Source organism: Bacteroides caccae (assembly GCF_002222615.2).
Taxonomy (GTDB): Bacteria; Bacteroidota; Bacteroidia; order Bacteroidales; family Bacteroidaceae; genus Bacteroides; species Bacteroides caccae.
On record NZ_CP022412.2, the window covers coordinates 164,931 to 188,921 of the forward strand.

The 23,991-nt window shown below is 38.2% G+C and carries 15 protein-coding genes; 5 read left to right on the forward strand and 10 right to left on the reverse strand.

The features are described 5' to 3' along the window. Nucleotides 1-6 precede the first annotated feature (6 nt). Together CGC64_RS00735 and CGC64_RS00740 are read right to left on the reverse strand one after the other, a co-directional pair. Nucleotides 7-1,272 carry an SGNH/GDSL hydrolase family protein gene (locus CGC64_RS00735; protein WP_005678280.1) on the reverse strand — a complete coding sequence of 422 codons (1,266 nt, stop codon included), beginning with the start codon at nt 1,270-1,272 and terminating at the stop codon, nt 7-9. A gap of 11 nt (nt 1,273-1,283) precedes the next feature. Then, nucleotides 1,284-3,044 carry a glycoside hydrolase family 3 protein gene (locus CGC64_RS00740; protein WP_005678279.1) on the reverse strand — a complete coding sequence of 587 codons (1,761 nt, stop codon included), beginning with the start codon at nt 3,042-3,044 and terminating at the stop codon, nt 1,284-1,286. Nucleotides 3,045-3,261: 217 nt separating this feature from the next. Here CGC64_RS00740 and CGC64_RS00745 point away from each other — a divergent pair, with 217 nt between their 5' ends. After that, nucleotides 3,262-7,338 (forward strand): hybrid sensor histidine kinase/response regulator transcription factor, encoded by a 4,077-nt coding sequence (locus CGC64_RS00745; protein WP_005678278.1) that lies wholly within the window; start codon nt 3,262-3,264, stop codon nt 7,336-7,338. 74 nt (nt 7,339-7,412) lie between these two features. Here CGC64_RS00745 and CGC64_RS00750 read toward each other — a convergent pair whose 3' ends face one another. Then, nucleotides 7,413-9,128, reverse strand: coding sequence for a RagB/SusD family nutrient uptake outer membrane protein (locus CGC64_RS00750; RefSeq protein WP_005678277.1), 1,716 nt, complete (start codon nt 9,126-9,128; stop codon nt 7,413-7,415). Nucleotides 9,129-9,144: 16 nt separating this feature from the next. Next, complete coding sequence (locus CGC64_RS00755; protein ID WP_032855242.1) at nt 9,145-12,306, reverse strand: SusC/RagA family TonB-linked outer membrane protein; 3,162 nt, start codon at nt 12,304-12,306, stop codon at nt 9,145-9,147. A 345-nt stretch (nt 12,307-12,651) separates the two neighbouring features. Here CGC64_RS00755 and CGC64_RS00760 point away from each other — a divergent pair, with 345 nt between their 5' ends. The 4 genes from CGC64_RS00760 to CGC64_RS00775 all read left to right on the forward strand — a co-directional run bounded on the left by CGC64_RS00760 (nt 12,652) and on the right by CGC64_RS00775 (nt 18,700). After that, on the forward strand, nt 12,652-14,766 hold the full coding sequence (locus CGC64_RS00760) for a right-handed parallel beta-helix repeat-containing protein (protein WP_005678275.1): 2,115 nt from the start codon (nt 12,652-12,654) through the stop codon (nt 14,764-14,766). An 85-nt stretch (nt 14,767-14,851) separates the two neighbouring features. Further along, complete coding sequence (locus CGC64_RS00765; RefSeq protein WP_229030921.1) at nt 14,852-16,522, forward strand: hypothetical protein; 1,671 nt, start codon at nt 14,852-14,854, stop codon at nt 16,520-16,522. A gap of 13 nt (nt 16,523-16,535) precedes the next feature. Continuing rightward, nucleotides 16,536-17,312: a DUF5040 domain-containing protein gene (locus tag CGC64_RS00770; RefSeq protein ID WP_005678272.1), complete on the forward strand. Its 777-nt coding sequence runs from the start codon at nt 16,536-16,538 to the stop codon at nt 17,310-17,312. 2 nt (nt 17,313-17,314) lie between these two features. After that, nucleotides 17,315-18,700 carry an alpha-L-fucosidase gene (locus CGC64_RS00775; RefSeq protein ID WP_005678271.1) on the forward strand — a complete coding sequence of 462 codons (1,386 nt, stop codon included), beginning with the start codon at nt 17,315-17,317 and terminating at the stop codon, nt 18,698-18,700. A 72-nt stretch (nt 18,701-18,772) separates the two neighbouring features. Here CGC64_RS00775 and lepB read toward each other — a convergent pair whose 3' ends face one another. From lepB to CGC64_RS00805, 6 genes are read right to left on the reverse strand one after another with little or no spacing between them, the layout of a single operon-like run. Further along, entirely contained in the window at nt 18,773-19,408 is a 636-nt protein-coding gene (gene lepB, locus CGC64_RS00780) for a signal peptidase I (RefSeq protein WP_005678270.1), read from the reverse strand. 1 nt (nt 19,409) lies between these two features. Beyond that, nucleotides 19,410-20,114 carry a glycosyltransferase family 2 protein gene (locus CGC64_RS00785; RefSeq protein ID WP_089421540.1) on the reverse strand — a complete coding sequence of 235 codons (705 nt, stop codon included), beginning with the start codon at nt 20,112-20,114 and terminating at the stop codon, nt 19,410-19,412. Next, nucleotides 20,111-21,565: a hypothetical protein gene (locus CGC64_RS00790; protein WP_005682587.1), complete on the reverse strand. Its 1,455-nt coding sequence runs from the start codon at nt 21,563-21,565 to the stop codon at nt 20,111-20,113. Before CGC64_RS00790 ends, CGC64_RS00785 begins: the two co-directional genes overlap by 4 nt. A 29-nt stretch (nt 21,566-21,594) precedes the next feature. Continuing rightward, complete coding sequence (locus CGC64_RS00795; RefSeq protein WP_005682586.1) at nt 21,595-22,053, reverse strand: hypothetical protein; 459 nt, start codon at nt 22,051-22,053, stop codon at nt 21,595-21,597. Between the two features lie 12 nt (nt 22,054-22,065). Continuing rightward, nucleotides 22,066-22,695, reverse strand: a complete 630-nt coding sequence (locus tag CGC64_RS00800; protein WP_005678267.1) for a hypothetical protein — start codon at nt 22,693-22,695, stop codon at nt 22,066-22,068. A 10-nt stretch (nt 22,696-22,705) separates the two neighbouring features. Next, the gene (locus CGC64_RS00805) at nt 22,706-23,923 is read right to left on the reverse strand and encodes a 6-bladed beta-propeller (RefSeq protein WP_005678266.1); all 1,218 of its coding nucleotides are present in this window, start codon (nt 23,921-23,923) and stop codon (nt 22,706-22,708) included. Nucleotides 23,924-23,991: the final 68 nt, after the last annotated feature.

Sequence of the window (23,991 nt, forward strand, 5' to 3'; positions counted from 1 at the left end):
GCACCATTAATTTTGTATAATATCACCCACTAAAAGAATATAGCCGAGATAGGTATTAAACTCATTGAAATATTCAGTTTCCTTTATTCGCTTCGGATTCATCTTGTAGATTTCCGCCTTCTCAAAACGTCTATTGTCCGGACGAATAATAATTGTATGTTCTTCTTCATTCAAGGACTCAAACAGACAATAATTAGTACGATTACGATCTCCGCAATATTTATCAAACCTACGGATATAGGAAGGATCATTCTGATCTATCTCTACTGTCATTCCTCCGGATGAAGGTCCGATTAAGTCAAACACCCCAACTCGAATTCCCTTAAAATGTACTTTCACAAAATCTTCCGAATCCGAGGATTCCAGAACAACCGGCAATGCTTTTTGGTCTCCCTGAAAATTTGAAAAGGCTTTATCATCTTTCGAGAGTAGTTTCCAACCTTCGGAATGTTCAAACTCTGTTACGGGAATCATTTTAGCTTTCTCATAATTACCCGGATACAACGGAGCTTTCAATGCATGTGCCTTTTCCTGCGCCTTGTTCATTTGTAACAGGGAGCGGCTCAGTGTCTTTGTATATATAGGATGTCCGCCATCATAAGTAGGATGTGTCCCATCATTCGTAAACACAATCTTACCACTATACTCCTTTTTTGAATCTCCTTTAAAAACCAACTTATCCTCATTCAACAATTCCAGAACATCATCGGCAAAATTAACAGACGGAATATCATAATAGTCTGCTACTGTCTCCATATACCGCACAGAACGGTAATTCTTTCCTGCTTTCAAGTCATCCAACATTGGTTCATTTAGCGTATAGAGAAAACATATATCCGTATGCGGATTATGATGCCAGATCTTACGCACAATTCCTTCCATGGAATGAGCGATCACCAAGGAGTCAGTTTTGGCATCATTCACAGCAAATTCGACAAATACCAAATCCGGATGATACTGCAACACGTCCCGTTCTGTACGGAACACACCCAAATCGGATCCGGTCCCACCAATTCCGGAATTTATTGACGTAAACTGTACATTACTATATTGTTGCTTGAGCCAATCAGTAATCTGCACTCTATATCCTTGATGATTTGTTATACTTCCACCCAAAAAAACGACAGATACGGGTTCATTCTTTTGTATCTTATAATTAAAATTAGGAAGTCCTGCACGCATCTGTAACCCTGCAGAGTCTTCTGTTGTAGTACAACTCAAACAAAACCCGATAAGACAAGCTATAATTCCACTAAATAAAAATTTCTTCATAAGTATAATGATTAAAATGTAAACAGTTTATGCTCCAAGTTGACCGGTGACTTACCTTTGAACGGAAGCTGTCCCAACAATATCCGTAATAAAGCAGAATGAGTGGAAGCATCATTCGAATAAGTATTTATATAAGTCTTGACACGTTCAAAATATTCATTTCCAATGTAAGGACTACCTAATGAAATAACAATCACTTTACTTTTGTCCATAGAATTGGCAGCCCATACGGACTGAGCCTCATCGTCCCATAATTGGAGCGGGCCAAATGGAGTATGAGTATTCCGTGCTACCAGAAAGATTACTTTATCATACACTTCAGTCGCATTATCCTGCCAACCTTGATCTTCATAAAGTATATTACGGCGGAAATCAACCTCAAAACCATTCTTCACAAACTCATCCCGCAAATTCTGTAATCGCTTAAAGTCACGGTCGTTACCTTTATGAGCTACGGGAGTTACAGCCACCAATAACAGCTTTTTATCTTTTTCCAAAGAAAGTGGTAACTTATGATCTTCATCCCGTACTAAAGTTATGGAACGCTCTGTTATCTCTTTGGCAGCTTCCCGTATTTCAGCTTTTTCTTCTGCTGAGACAGGACGTATCAACTCCCTGTTTTTATTTAATAACCCAAAACGTTCTTTCATTGCCCAAACACGGCGAACAGCATCGTCCAACCGTTCCATTGGAATTTCACCACGTTGAATCCGTACTTCTACCGTATCCATGTATTCGTAAGAAGGCCACAACAATATATCTACCCCGGCTAAAAAGCTGGCAACTTGCCCTTCCAAATCATTTTTATACCAGCCCCGGAAACCTGCCATTGTCATCGCGTCCGATACCACAACCCCGTTAAAATGCATTTCTTTTTTCAATAACCCGGTTAATAGCTCATGGGATAAAGTTGCCGGAGGCAGATAACCATTTATCTTTTCTTTCTGATAGAAAGGTAAAGTTATATGTCCGGGCATGATACATGCAACTCCTTTTTTAATCAACTCGGCAAACACTTTTCCATGATATTGCTTCCACATTTCTTCAGACAAGGAATTGACAGTTGTCATCAAATGCTGATCACGATAATCAACCCCATCTCCCGGAAAATGTTTGATTGTAGCGGCAACAGAGTTATCTTGCAACCCCTTTATCTGTTCGGACAACAAACAAACCGCTTTTTCCGGATTATCCGAAACTGAACGTGTATTTACAATAGGATTCAATGGATTCATATTTAAATCTGCAACAGGATGTAACACCCAGTTTATACCCAACGAACGACATTCTAATGCTACACTTTTACCATATTTATAAGCTAATTCCGGAGAATTTGCGGCTCCCAGTGCCATCTCTTTCGGAAAAGGAGTCATCCCTTGAAGTCCTACTCCCGATTCATAATCCTGTTGAAACAATAAAGGAAGCTCTGATGCTTTTTGATATTCCTCGACAGAACTACGCACAAAATCAACCCGCTCTTCCTCCGGAACTCCTGTAAACAACTTCCACCCCATAAAATAACCTGTAACCGGGTAACGTTTGAAGTACACGTCCAATGAGCCGTCTCCCAAATCCAATTCTTTCTTGCGATCAGGTAGCATTAACATTGTCTGCCCTATCTTTTCACGCAAAGTCAAAAGTTTCCAAGTGGAATCTACCGACTGAAATTCATAAACCTCATTAACCGAACCGGCTGTCACTCTTTCTTTTGTACAAGAAAAGAACACGGATACAAGCAATGTAGCAGTAACTATTAAAAAAGAGTTTTTCATAATTCATTTCACTTTGTTTTTCATGTTACAAAAATAGCACTCCTTATTTTAATCCATTAGAAATCATGTTTCAATCTTTTCCATACATGTATCTTTATTCCTACTCCGGTTACATTACTATCACACAGGTTACGTTTTTCGTTTTCAGCCTCGATTTTGTTTGCGAGTTACTTGCAAACAAATTATATTTGCTTCTACTAAAAATATCTATCAGGACATGAAAAACATTGCATTCATCATTTTTCTTCTGTTTATTTCCATTTGCAGAGCGCAAGACAACAACATATTGTTTCAGAACTATAACGTAAGTAACGGACTCTCGCAAAACACCGTTATACGTAGTTTGGAAGACAGTAACGGAGTTATGTGGTTTTGCACGCGGGATGGGCTGAACCGGTTTGATGGTACCGAGTTCGAAGTTTTTCGCGCCGACGGTCAGCCGCACTCCCTATCCAGCAGTGATGTTACCACCATTATTGAAGAATCGCCCGGAGTTCTATGGATAGGGACTCACAGTGGACTGAATCGCTACGATGTATCCTCAAATACATTCACTCAATACTTTCATGATCCGGCGAACCAGTATACTATATCGGACAATTGCATCAAACACTTGTTGTGCGATAACCAAAAAAGAATCTGGGTAGGCAGCATGAAAGGACTCAATCTGTATAATAAGGAAACTGATGATTTTATCCCCATTTCAACCAACGGTTCTGTCTTCTGGCTTATGCAAAACAGTCAAAATGAAATCTGCTATCTTATCAACAACACATTGTGCATCATGAATCCTGTCACCTATGTTACAGAGCGTTTTCAATTCGGTGATGAACATAAAATCTACTTTTTATATGAAGACAATGATAAACGCCTGTGGGTAGGTATGTGGGATTCAGGACTTAAGTGGTTTGACCGTAAAAACCGTAAACTTGTAGATGCCAACCTGACAATGGAAAACGGCAAAAATTTCAATAACTCCCAAGTCAACTACATTGTAGAAACGTTGGAAGGAAATCTTATGCTTGCCACACGTGAAGGAGTGCTGATTTATGACCGGCAAGCAAACAGGCTTATCAATTATTACCAACGGGAACAAAGCTGCGGTTTGAGTGAAAATACCATCATCTCTCTATATAGGGATAAAGCAAATAATATATGGATCGGAACTTACGGAGGAGGTGTTAATTTGTACACACCATACAGTAATTTCTTTATTCCTCATAAACCAGAATATAAGCTCCAGAAAAGTATCGGAAACATTAATGCCATAGTGGAATATAAAGAGAAACTTTGGTTAGGCACGGACGGTGGTTTAATCATCTACAATCCCAAAGACGAAAGTTATGAGTACTGTCCGCTTCATGTTCCACGCTCGGTAACAAACAATGAAGTAAAGTATATACAGAAAGAAGGAGATCATCTTTTATGGATTAGTATTTATTATTGCGGACTATATCTCTATGATATGGAAACCCGCCGCATAATAAAAGAAATACCCGATTTTCCTTATAATCAAGTAAGACGTATTGCCAAAGGTACTGATAATATTTATTGGATTGCTTTAGGAGTAGACAGCCCCATACTACGTTACCACATGGAGAACAACCAATTGGAAGAGTCTTTTCCAGTAAAGGGTCGTGCCACAGAACTTTCTATCATCAATGTACAAGATTTAAAAGCTATAGGACCTTATATATGGATGGGGACTCGTGCAGCCGGTCTATATCGCTATCACACACAGACTCATGAATTAAAACATTTCGGTAGTGAAGAAAAAAGTCCGGAACAATTCCTGCCAAGCAATCATGTCAGTACGCTGTATACTGATGCATCGGAAAATTTATGGATAGGAACTTATGGCGGAGGCATAGGATTATATAATAATATCAAAGAAAGTTTCACGATATATAATGAAGAGAACGGTCTTCCCAATAATGCTATCAACAGTATTGTGGCCGATAATAACGGTAAATTATGGGTTTCTACTTTAAAAGGCATGTCATGTTTTGACCCCAAATCAGAGACTTTCACTAACTGGGATAATAAAAATGGATATTCTTTGCTGGAAACCAATTTACACGCTTGCCTGAAAAGTTCATCCAACATTTTTTATGTCGGTGGAAATAATCATTTCCTTTCATTTAATCCCCAATTAATTAGACGAAATACATTTATACCTCCCGTATACATTACAAAAATGAGAATTTGGGCAGATTATCTGGAAGATAATAAAGCTGCCCAATGGGTAAATATCTCAAATCAGAGAATCAAATTAAGATACAACCAAACCTCATTCACAATCAAATTCTCCGCACTTAGTTATGTGTTTGCCTCCAACAATAAATTTTCCTATATGCTTGAAGGATTTGATAAGGGTTGGTCGGAACCGACACACGAACGGAGTGTTAACTATACTAATATCCCGCCGGGTAAGTATGTTTTTAAAGTAAGAGCTTGCAATAATGACGGTATATGGAGCAATGGAAATGCTTCATTATCAATTACAGTCACTCCTCCTCTATGGAAAACATGGTATGCGTATTTGTTCTATCTAGCATTCACCATTAGCATGATTATGCTGTTCATACGTTATAAAACCCGGGAAGCACAACTGAAAATGGATCTTCAGTTAAAACAGATGGAGAAACAGAATATTGAAATCAGTCACAATATGGGTGTACAAATGTTCACCAATTTCTCACATGAGCTACGTACTCCGCTCACTTTAATCATAGCTCCGCTCACAGACCTGTTGCATAAAGAAGATATGCCTCCGGCATATCGCCAACCATTGGAGCTGATCAACCGTAATTCCCAACGTTTATTATGGCTGGTAAACCGTTTAATGGACTTTCACAAGCTGGAAGCCGGGAAAATGCAACTTCACGTCAGCAATTACAATCTAGGTACTTACATACCTGAAATCATCAAACTATTTATGCCTGTTGCCGAAAAGAAAAACATATCTATCGAATTTAATGATACGACCTCCTCAACAGACACTTGGTTTGATGCCATTCTATTGGAAAAGGTTTTCTTTAACCTGCTCTCCAACTCTTTAAAGCATACTCCCAACGGTGGATATATTATCATCTCAAGTATGGAAACCAATACTGAAGATATTCAGAAGCCTGAAAATTTGGGCCTCCCCGCAGGAAAGATTCTTTTGATTAAAGTAGAAGATAGCGGCTCCGGAATCCCTGCCAATATGATGCCCCGTATATTCGAAGCTTTCTTCCAGGCAGGTGAGAAAGTGTTGGGAAGCGGAATTGGGCTGAATCTGACAAAAAGTATCATTGAGCTCCATGGCGGACGTATTTGGATAGATAATAAAGAAGGGCATGGAATGACCGTGTCTTTCACCCTCCCATTAGGTAAAGACAGTTATACCGAAAACCAACTACTTAGCAAAGACAAGATAGTAAAATCCACCCATGCTTATTCTGATGTAGAAGCACTTATTGCAACAGATGTCAATCCCTGCGAGATATCTCAGACTAATACTTCACCCAAGGAAATGACTCTGCTCATAATAGAAGACAATGAGGATGTACGTAATTACCTGGTATCATTACTCAGCAAATACTATAATATCTATACTGCCGTAAATTGTAAAGAAGGCTATGAAATAGAACAAAAACAAATACCTGATTTGGTGATTAGTGACATTATGACTCCATATATGGACGGTATTGAGTTTACAAGATTATCTAAAAACAATATGGTAACTTCACATATTCCGATCATATTGCTCACAGCCCGTGTCACTTCATCGCAAGTGCGCGAAGGCTATGAATCGTTAGCTGACGATTATATCATGAAACCATTCGATCCGGAATTGTTGGTTGTACGTGTTGCCAACCTGTTGATTAATCGGAAAAAACTCGCAGAACGATATGGAACGGAAATGGTATCAATCAACAGAGAGCCACAGAAAGCTAAAGAAACTTCTGTTTATAGTGCCATGGAAGAAAAGTTTATGAAAAAAGTAATGGAAATAATAAACAAAAACATAGAAAACCCTGCCTACTCCATTGATCAGTTCAGTGAAGAAATCGGTATGAGCCGCGTACAGGTATATCGCAAAATCAAAGCCGTAACAGGTATGTCGCCCAGTAAACTCATCCTTGACATACGGTTGAAAACGTCACTAGATATGCTTCAAAACACAGAATATACAGTGACCGAAGTTTCTTATCGATGCGGTTTTAATGAAATATCTTATTTCGGAAAATGCTTCAAAACAGAATACGGCTTATCTCCTTCCGAATATATAAAGAAGTACAGGAAATAACAGAGTTATTACCAAAAAGAAGTGCCGCTATGTCTTACGATAGCGGCACTTCTTTTTTAGAACCTCACCTTCTTTTAAGGTTGCTGATAAGATCCTGAATACAAATATTCAATGGAAGGCAACGGTACATACATAGTACTGTAAGGCGGATTCATTGCAGGAATCGGATCCCCATCAGTATTCGGATTATCATAAACAGCTCCCGGATTTCTCTTTTGCCCATCAATTGTCTTCTGCATAGCTACTAAATAAAGCAAGCGGTCTCCATTCTCAAAACCAAACTCTTTGATTCTTTCTTTTTCTATATCTGCTTCAGTTACATTCTTCAAAGGAGTCAATCCGGCACGTTGACGAATCTTATTCACATCTCCTAAAGCTTGAGATACATTCTTAGACAGGACTAAGGTCGCACGCGTCAGATATGCTTCCGCCAAACGAATCAACGGTACTTGGGAATACTTCCCATACGGAGCCCGATAATACTTATCATTCCAAAAAGCATTCCATTTTGTCTTGTTATATGCCATTTCATGTATGGTTTTATCTCCTCCATCCGTATAGTTTTTCAGGAAATAATGCAGTTGAGTAAATCTCTTATCAGCCAAGGCTTCTGCACTCGGAACATAATTCGTCAAATCCATAGGATCATCTGTTACCGCCCAACCAATATATTTAATTAAACGAGGATTCCAGTAAGCACAAGCCCAACCGCCATGTTGCCAATTCTGACTGCCACGCGCTCCTTCCAACCATAATTTATTACTAGCATCAAATGTCTTTGACTTGAAATTATAAATACCAGTTTTACACATACGAGCCAACGGAATAGCTACGTTATTTCCCTGATTGCTTTCAGTGAACGCACACTCAAACATAACTTCCTTGGATACCGGGTCTACAGTATATTGTTGTTCGGCATTCCGGTTAAAAGCAACAATCGGTTCTTCAGTCAAATCAAAAGGTGCTACTCCGGCTTCCGCTTTAGTAATCACATAATCAGCTTCTTCCAATGCTCCGTCTTTATCTCCCATTAACCATTTTACACGCATCAACATCATAGCAGCTGAAAATTTATTGGCACGACCACGCACAAAATAATCTTCAGGCATCAGACTTTTAGCTTTAGCAAAATCAGACAACATCTGATCATACACTTCTTTCACAGTCCCCATATAAGGATTGCGTGCAGACTCTTGTGAATAATCGAGCCTATTGATTAACGGAATGAACTTACGATTATTCCCCTCTCCGCCTGCCGGGTCGTAAGGAGCAACAAAAGCCCGGCTAATCAGCCAATAGGTATACCCCCTCATAAAATATAGTTCTCCGGTCTGACGTGCCAACGTCTTCTTATCATTTTCAGTCATATTGGCAAAAACTGGCTCTCCTTTTTTCTCCTTCTCCTCAATATAAGTCAACGGAGAAGTAGCTCCTGTTACAGAACGATATAATATTGAAAAGGTCTTCTCAAATTGTTGTCCTGTTACATCAAAGGTAGACATCTGACGAGGATACCAGTAAAGTGCTTCCTGCTCATAAGCCCCTTGCGGATTAACCGTAGACAAATCTGCCACCAATTCCTGATAATAAGGGATAATACCGATAGGTGCCTGCCAGTTAGGATTCTGAAAAAGAGTATTATAAGGATCAGCAACAGAATATTCCAAATCATCAACCGATAACCAAGGATTAGATTCCGGACGATCCAGTTCAAAAAATTTATCCATATCACAGGAAGCAAGAAGTGCAATACCGGATAAGGCTATCATTATATTTTTTATCGCTTTCATACTATCAAATATTTAATTAAAATTTAAAGTTAATACCTGCGGAGAATATACGGGTCTGCGGCATTTCACTACCGGAGAATACAGCTCCCTGCGCATTGGCACCTGTTTGGTTCTTTACTCTTACTTCAGGGTCATAGCCGTTAAATGAAGTAATGGTGAAAAGGTTGACAGCTGAGACATACACTCTTAAAGCATCAATATTTATTTTCGAGCAGATTCTTTGTGGAAGTGTATATCCTAAAGTTAAATTACGCAAACGTAAATAAGCACTTTTCTCCAGATACTTGGTGTGACCGGCATCATGTTTTATATAAGTTACATTTTGCTTGTCATTTCCATTGTCATCATAATTATATTTATCTTGCCAACGAAGTTGCGGATACTCTGCAATATCTCCCGGTTTCTTCCATGAGTTCTCATAAATATCAGCAGTCACATTATTACGTCCATCTCCTACAAATGATTTTGTATATCTATGATAATTAAAGGTATAACTACCTAATGAGAGATAGAACATAAATGATAAATCGAATGCCTTATATTTAAAGTTATTTGTCCAGCCCATATAAACTTTCGGAAGAGCCGTTTTACCTTCTTGAATTATACGATGTTTATTTACGTTTGATTGAGTAGCGGGAATCAATCTTCCGGTTTTCACTGTCTCACCGGTCTTATTGTAACGGTCAAGATCTATTTCATAAATCATGCCGATACCTTTCTCCGGATCAACTCCTGCCCATTCAGCCATAAAATAAGTACCCAAAGCCAGATCTTTCTTCGTGATCGCTCCCGGACGTGTATTGATGATACCGGTTCCTTTTGCATCAACACTCGCATCAAGCGCTGTCACTTTATTCATATTTGTCGTCAAATTATAGTTCATGTTCCATTCAAAGTCTTTCTTGACCAAAGTAACATTAATGTCAAATTCAAATCCCTGATTATACATCGAACCAACATTTGCCCACATAGAATTATTGTCAGCATTACCGCCACTATTGGTGATACCGGCAGATGCGGGTAATTGCACACGCATCAACATGTCACTTGTCGTACGACGATAATAAGCAATAGAACCATTTACTTTATTATTGAACAGCGCATAATCAAGTCCCAAGTCAATACTTTTGTTTTTCTCCCATTTAGCTGCTTTATTAGCAATATTCCATAAGAACATATTCTGCATATTATTGTAATATTGCTTGCTCTTTATACTATACGAATTCTTCGTCACTTCCGAAGGAATGTTCTGATTACCTGTTTCTCCATAGCTGCCACGTAACTTCAACAATGAAATAAAACCGGCATTACGCATAAAAGCCTCATCAGAAATAATCCAACCACCTGAAACTGAATAGAAGTCTCCAAAACGGTTTTCTTTCACAAACTTAGATGATCCTTCGCGTACAAAAGATGCTCCAAGTAAATAACGTTGTTTGAACTTATAGTCGATACGGTTAAAGAAACTGAATGTGTAACTCTCACCACCTATATAAGCACTGTTATTCCCCAGCATTGTGCCAATGATCTTGGGTTCCTGAAACTCACCACTCAAGTTCTTACCGGCAACAACGGCATTATCCGTATAACTCCTATTTGCTTCAATACCCGTTACAATATCCAGACCATGATCTGTCCATTCACGGTTATATTTGGCAAAAGCATGATATTGTTGGGACTTAGTCGTTTTCTTGCTTTTATTACCTTGGTTACCATCTACATTGCCAGTATTCGTAATCAAGCCGGACAACCAATAATCACTTTGCGCCAATCCATACCCATAACTTGCATCTGCACGAACTGAGAGCCCTTTTATCCACTTCAGGTTAACATCCATATATAATGTTGTGCGGAAACTAAAATTCTCACCTGTACTCAACTGATAATCGTTGTCAAGAGTAGCTGTCGGATGACCATCCGCCATTTGTGGATTCCAATACCCTGTAGGGTCTTCCGGATCATACACTTTGCGCCACGGAAACTTATCAGAAACTACCGCCCATTTATTCGTCGATTTTTTACGGTCGAACTTCAGAAAAGACTGAGTTCCCAAAGTCACAATTCCTTTCTTAAATTCACTATTCAAACGTGCACTGACCGCATTCATGCTAAGCCCTTTCAAACTGGACTCATCAGAACGGTAATTAACAGACGCGTAAGTCGTTGAGTTCTCTCCCCCTTGGTTCAAGGCCACGTTTATATCATGGAAATGTCCCATACGAGTCACCAAATCAACCCAATCCATATCCGTATTCATAGCTTCCTCACGAGTTATCGGAGAAGTCCAATTGGAATAATACGGTTCGATAATATCTTTCTGTGGGTCAAGCGGATTTAATCCCACATTAGCACGAGCCTCATCCATTATATTAAAGTATGTCTTCGTATTGGCCAGCCCTAAATCTGAATTAGTGATAGGAGTAATACCACCTTCATAATGAACGTCGAATTTAAGTCCTCCCTTTTTTCCCTTCTTCGTTGTAACAATGATCACACCGTTCGCACCTCGGGAACCATAAATTGCAGTTGCAGCAGCATCTTTCAATACTTCTATTGATTCAATATCATTGGAGTTCACCATCGTAGAACCTCCACCTACAATACCGTCAACCACCCAAAGCGGATCACTCCCCGATGCAATAGAACCGATACCGCGAATCTTTATCTGTGGAGTACTACCCGGCATACCGTCATTCACAACTTGTACACCGGAAGCCAGCCCCTGCAAAGAATTCTCAAAACGCCCACCTTGCATCAGCGACATTTCATCACTTTTAATTTTAGAAACAGACCCTATCATATCACGGCGTTTCTTAGTTCCATAGGCAATCACCACCACATCATCAATCACCACAGAGTTTTCTGTCAATGTAACATCGATAACCCGACGTTTTCCCGGAACAATTTCCTGATTATCAAACCCCATATAACTAAATCGAAGAGGAGAAGAATCTTTCTGAACAACAATACTATACCGACCATTCATATCAGTAACAGTACCATTCGTTGTACCTTGTTCTAAAACCGAAACACCTACAAGAGGCTCTCCTTTGGGGTCAACTACCTTACCAGTAATTGTTGCATTCTGTCCCCAAACAGACAACGTCGGTAAAATAAGTCCAATCATCAGCACCAACAGGAACCGAGATCGTAATCCAATACGTGTAAATGAATTCATAATAATTAAAAATTTAATAAAGGTTACTTAGTGTTGTTTAACTACGGATGCAAAATTAGGCATTAGACAGCACGGCAATTAATACTCATGCTTCAAAATATATGAGAATAACATCTTCATAACAACACTGGTTACATTTATATAATACATGTTACATGATACGCAAATTCGAATGATTTATGTCAGTCTCAACCGTCATGTTTTTCATATTTTCTGCAATGATATAAAATACTTCGAATAACTCATGAAACAAATCTCATATATTTTGAAATGCCATTATTAAAAAGATTGGCTAAATCACGGTACTTTTGCACTTGTTCTATTTTCAACAATCAATATAATACAATGAAACATTTACTGATCTTATTATTAGCCTGTACTTTTTCCTTTCCCAGCCGGGGGCAAAGTATTATCCAGCTTTCCCCACTCCAAGGAGAGAGGGGCATACAAGCAGCCATCGAAAAAGCATCTATGAACGGAAGCTCCATTTTACTTCATGACGGAGACTATATCCTTCATAAAAGCATAGATATAAAAAACTGCAAGAAAGGGATAATAATAAAAGGAAAAAATCCGGGAAAGGTACAGTTGCGGTGTGATAAACCCTTGAAAGGAAAACTGAGACCTGTCAAAGATACTCAAACAAAAAACAGAGTTCACCCGAATGCTCAAGGTATTATTATGGAGATAGACTTATCGGAAATAGGTATCAATGTTCCTTTTTTTCCCGATTTAATGAAAGAGCGTAAGAACTTTCCACAACTCATTTACAACAATGAGCTACTCCCTCTTTCGCGTTACCCCAACAAAGGTTATCTATATATGAAAAGGGTATTGGACAATTTCGGAACAAACGAACAAGGAGGTACTTTTGAATATAGTGATCCGGAACACGGCAAATGGGTGAATGCCGTCAAAAACGGTCTATGGTTTACAGGATACTGGCGTATCCCCTGGCAGGCCTGGACTGTACGTATAAAGGAAATAGACCCGAACAAACAAACTGTCACTCACAGCGTAGGGATAGAAACAAAGGAAGGAAAAGATGTAGGCATATTTGGCGGCATCGGTTCCAAATATCATCGTCCGTACGGTTCGGGAAAAGAAGAATATTATGTAGAGAATCTTCTCGAAGAAATAGATCATCCAGGAGAATGGTGCATTGATTTTACAACTCAAAAATTATATCTTTTCCCTCCCGAACATTTTGATGAAAACTTATTGAGTATTGTATCAGACAATACCCCATTGATTAACATTATAAATTCAAATCATATAAAAATAGAAAATATCTCCTTCAAAAATCATTTAGGCGATGGCGTCATCATAAAAAATGCCACAGAATGTCTGATTGCCGGATGTAACTTCAAAAATATATTAGGAGACGCATTAATCATTCAGGGAGGAAAACAAAATAGAATACAAAGCAACAACTTTGAATATATCGGTCGCACCTGTATTGAGGTATCAGGAGGTGACCGAAAAAATCTGATTGCTTGCAAACACTTAATAGAGAACAATTATTTTACCCGTTTTGGTGAGATACAGCGCAGTTATGCTCCTGCTGTAAAACTGGGAACCTTTACTACAGGAATCGGCATAAAAGAAGGCAATGCAGTGGGAATTACCGTCCGGCACAATATGGTACACAACGCTCCCCATGCAGCCTTTATCTATGGAGGAAACAACAACATCCTAGAATATAATGAAGTGTTCGACATAGCTCGGGTCACAGGTGATGTCGGAGCCTTTTATAGTCGTTGGGACTGGACTTCACGAGGCAACGTCTTACGCCACAATTTTATTCATCATTCACCACGAGCTAATGCATTGTATGCAGATGATGGACATGCGGGGGACTCAATTTATAAAAACATAGTCCATCAAGTCGTTTCCGGTACCATTATAGGTGGAGGCCACTGCAATTACGTTCACGATAATCTATATTTTGATTGTAGTGCAGCAGGCATAAGTATTGATGCCCGTGGAAAAAAACGAAATTATAATGCACAAAATCCTGAATTCACCCATTTGTTCGATGTTTTCCGGATTAACAAAGGCAACTGGGACAACATCTACCCAGGCATAAGTACATTTTTACAGACCGACCATCTGGAATTACCCATTAATAACAGCATAGCAGATAACACATTTATCAACTGCCGTTGCGGATTACGAAAAGAAGGGAAAGATGAAGATTTTCAATATTCATACTTCGGCAGTAATACAGACTTGGTTATTCCCAACTTAAATTTCCGGGAAATATCTATTCTAAAAAGTCTGAAAAATATTCTGGGAGTTAGCTCTATAACAGAATACCAATTAGAGAAATGCGGACTATATATAGATAAATATCGCACTTCCTTACCGGATAGAGTACAATTAATCAATTCTATAAAACAACAACAAAAGGGTTTTGATTCTATCGAAGATCAACAAGTTACTAATAACAATCAATAATATTATCATGAGAAAACACCTATTTCCAGTCCTTTTGCTAGCGAACACACTGTGGAGTTGCCTGTTTGCTCAAACTCCTATTGTTATGGATATGGTTCATCATAATCCGGGTGAACCTTTCACAAACACATGGTTCAATGAACCTGGGAATTTAGTGCAATATGGTTTTAACGCGCAAGTAGTTAATGAATTTCAATCTGTACATACAGCCATAACATATAGCAGTTTAGACCCGAGAATATGTCCTGCCGGTTCTAAAGAACGTTTATGGATCGATTCTGTTGCCACCCGTATAGAAAACAAGATTGAAGCTATCCATAAAGCCGGATTGGAAGCATATTACTTTACTGATATCATCGTACTTCCCAAACGCCTGGTGGAAATTTATAAAAATGAAATTTGTGACGCGACAGGACGAATTGACTTCACTCGCCCCAAAACACAAGAGATACACCGAATCATGCTTCAAGAAATATTTAAACGTTTCCCGAAACTTGACGGTCTAGTTATTCGCGTAGGAGAAACTTACTTGCAAAATACTCCTTACCACACAGGTAATGGTCCCATACCCAGAAACGAAAAATCATGGGAACATAATTCTGCTTATAAAACCGATGGAGGAGAAAAAATACACAGTAACCTAATAAATCTGCTGAGAGAAGAAGTATGCATACGTCAAAATAAAAAAATCTTCTATCGCACATGGGATTTCGGTTACTTCCATATCAATCCCCAATATTACCTTTCCGTAACAAACAACGTTGAACCTCACCCCAATCTATATCTATGCATAAAACACGTACAGGGGGATTATCACCGAACGTATAAATTCAACCCTACATTAGGAATAGGTAAGCACAAACAAATTGTAGAAATTGAATGTCAACGCGAATATGAAGGCAAAGGAGCATACCCGAACTATATTGCAGACGGTGTACTTAATGGATTTGAAGAATTAAAATCAGATTCCCAGCCTTACTGTTTGAACCAGTTAAAATCAAATCCCAATTTTGCCGGTATTTGGACATGGTCAAGAGGAGGAGGCTGGAGAGGTCCCTATATCAAAAATGAATTATGGTGTGACATAAACGTTGCAATATTGGCCAATTGGGCAAACCGGATGTCGTTACCGGAAAAGGAATTATTTAAGAAATACGCCATAGCCAACGGATTCAAAGGAAAAGACATCGAACGTTTTCATCGTCTTTCTCTTTTGTCTGCTGACGCGATTGTCAGAGGAAGAGCATCTTTAATTCTCCCCATCAATGTATGGTGGACGAGAGATCAATTCATCGGAGGAGAGAAAGAACTGAGACAGAATCTCAAAACTATTATAGAACAAGGACTAACTCATAAAATCATACTAGAAAAATCCCAAAGTGTTGCTATCTGGAAAGAGATTGTAGCATTAGCCGATAAAATACAAACAGGCAATCCGGAACTAAGACGTTACTTACAAACTTCCGCCAAGTACGGATTACTTTTATATTCAATCTATGAACAGGGTTGGATCATCATGCTCAAAGGCTACGAAGGAGATATGAACGGTCAATATGACACAAAAAGTATTCGCAAAGCCATCGATAATTATGACCGGTTATGGAAAGAATACAAACTATTCGGAGAGACTCATCCGGATTGTGCCACACTTTATGAGCCTTATAGTTTTGACTTTAACAAACCTCCATTGTATCACGATTTAAAACAAGGACTAAATCCTACTGTAGATAAATACAGAATTACAGATAAACCATAAAAAATAAGAAAATATGAAGAAGACATTTCTAACCGTGCTGTTATTCTATATTTTCACAGGAATAGCAGTAGCACAAAACCTGTCAAAAACAACAGAATACAAAATCTTATTGACAGGAGCCTCATTCGCTTCTCCGCAAAACGGTTGGTTCGAAATCGGTTGTCGCAAACTGAATGCCGAAGCCATAAACCGGGCCATAGGTGGAGAAGCCATAGCCAATACAGCTAACCGAATGGCCAATGGTACCCTCTACTCTAAAGAAGAACTGGGAAATATTGATGCATTAGTCATTATGCAAGTACACAATAAAGATGTTTATGAAGAACTTCAACTGAAAGATAAATACACGGATTATGAAGTACCATTTGATCGCAGCAATTACGCGGCAGCCTATGATTATGTCATCAAACGTTACCTCACGGAATGCTATGAATTACGTAACGATACTACATCCAAATACTATAATACTCCTTATGGTAAACCTGCAATTATTGTATTATGTACACACTGGCATGATTGTCGCACCGTTTACAATGAAAGTATCAGAAAACTCGCCGCTAAATGGGGATTTCCTTTAATTGAATTTGATAAATATATCGGATTCTCAAAAAATGTATTACATCCTGTCACAGGAAAACCTTTCAGCCAATTATATTCCACGGATATTCAAGTTACAGAAGGCATAGCTTATGGACATCATCCCATACGGGGAGAACAATCATATATGCAACAACGAATGGCAGCTATTTTTGTAGATTCGATGAACAGAATTTTACCTATAAAGTACTAAGTATGAAAAGAACTATTATATATACCCTCTTTCTCCTGTCTTTCGTTTGTCAACAGGCGAATGCGACACATATTGTTCAAAATCAATATGATTCCTCATTGAACCAATCGGAACATATGTCTTGGTGGACACATGACAGGTTTGGTCTGTTTATCCACTGGGGACTTTACGCTATGCCTGCTCGCCACGAATGGGTAAAAAGCAGAGAAAAAATGTCCGATGAACATTACAACCGTTACAAAAACTTATTTAATCCCGATTTGTATAATCCGGAAGAATGGGCGTATATGGCAAAAGCAGCCGGAGTTAAATATATGGTTTTCACGACTAAGCATCATGATGGTTTTTGTATGTGGGACAGTAAATATACGGACTATAAAATAACCAATACACCTTATAAAAAGGATGTCTTAAAACCGTTAGTTAATGCTTTTCGTAACGAAGGTATACGTATAGGATTTTATTATTCGCTATTGGATTGGCATCATCCCGATTTCACCATTGACCGTAACCACCCCCAAATGCCACAAAACCCCGACCTCTTGAAAGAATTAAATAAGAACCGTAATATGGCAAAATACAGGGAATATATGAAAAACCAATTAACCGAATTGCTCACTGAATTTGGACAAATTGATGAACTTTTCATGGATTATACGTATGCTGAAGGAGAGAATGGAAAGAATAGTAAAGACTGGGATGCAGAAGGTATTGTCAAATTAGCACGAAAATTGCAACCACAGATTATTATAAACAACCGCCTCGGACTAACAGAAAATAGACAAGGCTGGGATTACATCACTCCAGAACAATTCATGCCACAACAGTGGCCCACAGTAAACAGCCAACGAGTTCTTTGGGAAACCTGTCAAACATTCTCCGGCTCATGGGGTTACCATCGTGATGAATACAGTTGGAAAAGTGTACATCAAATAATTGTTATGTTAGCCGAAACTGTCAGTAAGGGTGGAAATCTATTACTAAACGTCGGGCCAACAGCAAGAGGTGTTTTTGACGAACGTGCTATAGAACGTTTAAACGGCCTGGCACATTGGATGCGTTTTCATAGTAGCGCCATTTATGGATGTACTGCCGCACCAACTGAATATGCTTGTCCCAACAATTGTATTCTCACATATAACCCCAATACTAACCGACTGTATATACACGTGTTAGAATGGCCATTCAAATCCTTATATCTAAAACAATATAAAGGAAAAATCAAATATGCTCAATTATTGAATGACAATTCAGAACTCAAATTTCGGACTGAAACCAAAAAAGGAAGCCATATGACCGAAAATACAGGAGCTGATGATGTTATCATCACTTTACCTGTAGAACGCCCAAATGTCGAGTTACCGGTTATAGAACTTATATTGGAGTAGTCAACAGCAACGGAAGATTCCAACTAGATGTTGAACTTCTGATCGAAGAACATGAGCTGAAGTTTGATTACACTATTCAATCGCTTCAAATAAAGATAAGTCACTATTTCGATTCCATAACTTATGAATTGCTTTTCCTGATATGCAATGAAGCGGAACAAGTCCTCTTTGCCGGCTATCTAAAGAATTATACCTGAAATCTCCCATGACGAAATAACAATCCTCTTTTATAATGATAGGACCAAAATTATCATGAGAAGCAATTCGTTTACCTTTTTCCTCAATAGCCTTATTATTAATATATACGATCCCATCTTTAAGCTGTATTGTGTCTTTCGGCATCCCTATAATTCGTTTAACGTATAACTGCGTTTCATTTTCATCCCACTTGAATATAACAACGTCCATACGCTGCGGAGAAGAGTATCCCCACACACGATGATACCCCCAATTTGTTTTTTTATCAGCTTTGGCTACGGCTGGTATCAGACAGAGTAAATTGAGTACAGGTGTTTCTACAATTCGCTGAGGCATTAAAGCCCCGTATGTAATTTTCGAGTTCCAGACCAGACTTTTTGCACTTATCGTAGGAAACATACTATCAGACGGAATATATACCCATTCGCCAATGAATACCTTAACCAAAAGCAATATAAGTAACATACAAGTCCCCAGTTTGGCTAACGTCTGAAATTTGATACGTTTCATTTCAATTCCTCAGTAGATAAAGACTGTAAAGCAACACCATGTGTCTGAACCCATCTCGCCATGAACGCAAATGTGGTCTGCGTTTCCGACCATCGGGATAGAGAATCACCGGGATTTCACAAATACGCATCTGATGAATAGAAGCCAAGGCAACAAGCTCAGAAGCAAACTCCATACCATTACACTGCGGGTTAATAATGTTATAGCATTTTTTCGTGAAAGCTCTCAGACCACAATGGAAGTCTCCAATATTATTCTTAAATAAAAAACGCCCCAAGGACGACAAGAACGGATTGCCGACATAGCGATGAAGCCATGGCATAGCCCCTTTCGTGATTCCACCTGCAAAGCGGTTTCCCATTACCATATCATAACCAGCCTGTAATCGTTCGATAAATAATGATAATTCAAGAAAGTTATAACTATCATCAGCATCACCCATAATGATATATTTCCCATTGCAATGTTCGATGCCATGTCTCAAAGCACTGCCATATCCTTTCTGACTTACCTGTATCACATCCGCCCGATTATTCTTAGCAACGAGAGCGGAATTGTCTGTACTACCGTTATCGGCGACTATAATTTCATAAGTTAATCCGGTGTTTGAAAAAAATTGATGGATTTTCCGGATACATATGCCTAATGTCTTTTCTTCATTGAGGCAAGGCAAAATGATAGAATATTCAATGTCTGTGCTTTTCATGGTGTTAGTATTTTATATATTGCAAAATCTTGATTACAAAATACTTGTTGAAAACGGTTATGGTTCAATCTGATCACCCCATGAGGGTATTGAAGATAGGAACCACGATACAAAAACTCGACATACCAGTTGACGTTGGCAGGAAGATTGGATACCTCTCCCGAAATATTGCAGGAAAGACGATTCGTATATAAATAGATAGAGCGGCTTTCTCCGCAGGCTATCCAATCGTCCTGAGCGGTATTCGTACGGAGGAAGGCGTACATTTCTTGAGCACTCTCGCCTTCCACGTTCGGATTTATGGTAGTATAAATCTGTATGGGTGAGGTCGCATATTTTATTGAAACTTTCCAAACAGAACAGATTAGTATGCCAATAATTGGATAGAGAACCCATTTTCCCGCTTTCTTGCCCCACACCATACACATAAATCGGAATCCTTGAATGAAGAATATGAAACATAATGGAAAAAGAGAAAGCCAATACCTTATTACATCATAAGGCCAACAGATTAAGAGCATTATGGTAGAAACCAGATAAACTGACTCCGCCGTTAATTTCCGGCTACTTATGTATAAGCCGAGCAAGCAATTCACCCAAAAGAAAAGATTGAAGAGTGAAAAAGGAATATATAAGATCTGAGCAGGATATTCGTAAAATGTTTGGATGTTGTGAAGTAGGTTTGTCAGAGTCACCACCTTAAAGTGCTCAAAATGTTCTGTATATCCCGAAGGAAAAACAAGAGTAAAGACAAACCAAATGCATAGAGCAGATGCATAAGGAAGGAAAAATCTCCATCCTAATAATCTGTTTTTCCATTGAAGTACGATTAAGGAAATAAATAAGAAGTATCCTTCCGTACGAATCTGTGCCGTGAAAAAAAGAAGAATACCTAAACCGATGTATAGTATAGTTCGCTTTTCGGTCTGTTCCTTCAATGCATAGAGTTTGTTCATTGTCCAAAAGGAGAACATGAGGAAGCAGAAAAAGGGAAGTTCGCTGCTGACGGAGTTAACATACCCCCAATAGAATATGTTGCCTGTCAGCAAAGCTAAAACGAGTAGGACGGACATTCTGAAACGCTCTTTCGAGAGAATAGGGTGATAATAGAGAAAGATGAAAGCCCCTACCAGACAGATAACTCCTACAATTTTGAAGGCAAAATAGTTGATGCCAAACAATGCCACACACGGAAATAGTAGCAGAGGATATCCCCACGGGTAAAGTATAGGCGAATAGCGCTGATAAGTAGAATGGGTTATCATCTCCTGCATGTCCGAAAACACTTGCTGCATATCTCCGTATTGTATGCTTTGTGCCTGTCGGATATAAAGTGCAAAGTCACCGTTGAATATATGCCCCGACACTATTAATTGCACGGCTCCCCATAGGGTGCCGCACAATAATAGCATAAAACATAGTTCAGTAATATGTTTTTTCAGGAACTGCATGAGTCATTATTTGCATCTAATAGACAGAACTATAGAGCTTTCTCTTCTACAAATTTAAAGTCATATCCCGGTTCGTTGTCTTCCTTCGTCAAAGGAGTAATCTTTCCCTCTACAATCATAGATTCCGAAGATCCCAAACTGGGGAGTTGAACGAGTTTATACCCCGCTGCCGCTTCCTTTATAAGTTCAAGATACTTGTCTGTACAAATAATCAGTGTATTTTCCGGATTGTATAACATCGGAGTTTTCTGCAATAATTCTTCCAACCGAATAAGTGCTTTGAGATTAGCCTTTGGACTTATTGAGATAGTATGGATATAAGCCGGTTTCCATATTTCTTTTAAACTCTCAGCTTTTATAAGCGATTTTTTATCAGATGTGCAAATAACAACCTTAGTCATATTTGTTATCTGAGGATCAGGCTCTTGCGAATAGGCAAAACCCAATGTCATGCAAAACAAGCATAACAATAAAATTCTTTTCTTCATAATTCTAAATTTTTAATTGGTTTGAAAATATCGTTGACTTATGTTTTTAAGATAATTGTTTGCCAAATCAGGAACAGCTTTGTCGGGTATGAAAGCATGTAAGATTGTCATGTCACTTGATAACAAAAAGCAATATGGAAAACCTTCTTCTTCCAATGGGAGAGATAAATTTCCATTTTCTATATCAAATACAGTAGAAGGCAATTTCATGTTTTTCTCTAAATATCTACGAGCTGTTGACGATTGGTAGCTTCCAATAAGCAAAATATTCTCGTCAAGATTTAATTCTTTAGATAAACGCCCTATTTTTTGAAGTATGAAATTGACGCAATCACTGCAATATAATTCGTTGACTCTTACTACTAACACTTCTTTTCTCCCTTTCATATATTCCTCAAGCGGAATTGTGACACCATTGTATTCTTTTAATAAGATATTTGGCATCTTCATTCCATTCACCGAGAAAGCAATTTGAGAATTTACCCATAGTGCCATTTCTTTTTGTCCGGTAATGGATTTATCAGCAATCTGTTCCTGACAATACGTCTTTAGGGCCTTATACTTCTTTAAAGTGACCATATTGACACCTAGTAATAATAGTGCTAATATGCCAACAATATATATGTTGATATTCTTTTTCATCCTGTTACATTTAAATAGATTTAATATGTAGGAGGAATAAGACAGGATTACTATCTTCCGTTAATCCATCATATAACTGCATTAACTTGCTATCGTTAATTAATGGCGAATTATAAATTCGCTCTTTCATACGCATAACAGTAGTGGCAGATTGCGGAATAAGAAAAGTTTCTTTGTCATAACAAACTATGGGTGTATTTCCTGGAGAATGTGCAAAAAATAAAGGATTGTAATATCTGCCATTACACTTATAAGTCTTTTTCGTTTTATGAGAATAAATAACGAAAGGAGACCAAGTGAATCCATTTTTGCTAAAATAGAACAATGCATAGTCCTCTAATATAACATAGTCTGCCATATGAACTTTTGTTCCGACTATTTTTATATATGTATCACTGTTCATGTCCTCTGGTCTTTCTGGATATCCACCATTAGTTATATTTATTCTATATTTCTCGTAACAACGATCTTTCTCTATCTTATAAATATTATGCGTCCATGGCTCTTTTAAATAAATGTCATTTCCAAAACTACGTAAAGGATGCATTCCATTGTTTAAGTGAAATACCTCGTTATAAAAACTTGGAAATTCTCTATAAAGTAGTTTGAAATCTTTGTCATAAACAGATAGCATTTGCCGTTGAGAATCATCGTCCATACCAGCTTCTATAAACCCAGCAATAAAATCATTATTAATCAATTCAATATCATTTGCATAAAAGCTAGGAGATACATCTTTTATATGCTTCCCATTCAAATCGTAATAATGAAGACGATTCCAGTCATACAAAACTATTTGTTTTTGATCGCTTGTTAGACACATTTTGCATAAACGCGAGTATTCACCAGGACCTTGTCCTACTTTTCCGATTCTCCGAACGAAATTGCCGTGTTTATCAAAACAATATACAGCATTTGCAACAAAAACATCCATTATGAAAATATACTCATTAGAGCAAAGTATCTGATGTATGTTTCCTATTAAACAGTCGCTGTTTGTTTCCAATTTGATGTATGATATATCATCGATCAAGCTGTCGAAAGCATAGGATTCTTCTCCATCCGGATCAACATTTATTTGAATAAGAGTTGAATCGGAAATAATATGCTCGCCTGTTGAAACTTTATTTTGGGGTGTCTGACAGCCAATGTTTATGAAGAGAATGATTACTGTAACAATGTTACAACAAAGTGTGAATAATTTTGATAATGACTTATAGTTTATCATACAATATATATTTAAAAAAATTATATACTAAGTCCATAGCATTAGGAATCCATGAACTTAGCATTTTT

Coding starts and splice junctions, on each gene's coding strand:
- CGC64_RS00735 (WP_005678280.1), bottom strand. CDS start 1,272: ATGAAGAAATTTTTATTTAGTGGAATTATAGCTTGTCTTATCGGGTTT.
- CGC64_RS00740 (WP_005678279.1), bottom strand. CDS start 3,044: ATGAAAAACTCTTTTTTAATAGTTACTGCTACATTGCTTGTATCCGTG.
- CGC64_RS00745 (WP_005678278.1), top strand. CDS start 3,262: ATGAAAAACATTGCATTCATCATTTTTCTTCTGTTTATTTCCATTTGC.
- CGC64_RS00750 (WP_005678277.1), bottom strand. CDS start 9,128: ATGAAAGCGATAAAAAATATAATGATAGCCTTATCCGGTATTGCACTT.
- CGC64_RS00755 (WP_032855242.1), bottom strand. CDS start 12,306: ATGAATTCATTTACACGTATTGGATTACGATCTCGGTTCCTGTTGGTG.
- CGC64_RS00760 (WP_005678275.1), top strand. CDS start 12,652: ATGAAACATTTACTGATCTTATTATTAGCCTGTACTTTTTCCTTTCCC.
- CGC64_RS00765 (WP_229030921.1), top strand. CDS start 14,852: ATGGATATGGTTCATCATAATCCGGGTGAACCTTTCACAAACACATGG.
- CGC64_RS00770 (WP_005678272.1), top strand. CDS start 16,536: ATGAAGAAGACATTTCTAACCGTGCTGTTATTCTATATTTTCACAGGA.
- CGC64_RS00775 (WP_005678271.1), top strand. CDS start 17,315: ATGAAAAGAACTATTATATATACCCTCTTTCTCCTGTCTTTCGTTTGT.
- lepB (WP_005678270.1), bottom strand. CDS start 19,408: ATGAAACGTATCAAATTTCAGACGTTAGCCAAACTGGGGACTTGTATG.
- CGC64_RS00785 (WP_089421540.1), bottom strand. CDS start 20,114: ATGAAAAGCACAGACATTGAATATTCTATCATTTTGCCTTGCCTCAAT.
- CGC64_RS00790 (WP_005682587.1), bottom strand. CDS start 21,565: ATGCAGTTCCTGAAAAAACATATTACTGAACTATGTTTTATGCTATTA.
- CGC64_RS00795 (WP_005682586.1), bottom strand. CDS start 22,053: ATGAAGAAAAGAATTTTATTGTTATGCTTGTTTTGCATGACATTGGGT.
- CGC64_RS00800 (WP_005678267.1), bottom strand. CDS start 22,695: ATGAAAAAGAATATCAACATATATATTGTTGGCATATTAGCACTATTA.
- CGC64_RS00805 (WP_005678266.1), bottom strand. CDS start 23,923: ATGATAAACTATAAGTCATTATCAAAATTATTCACACTTTGTTGTAAC.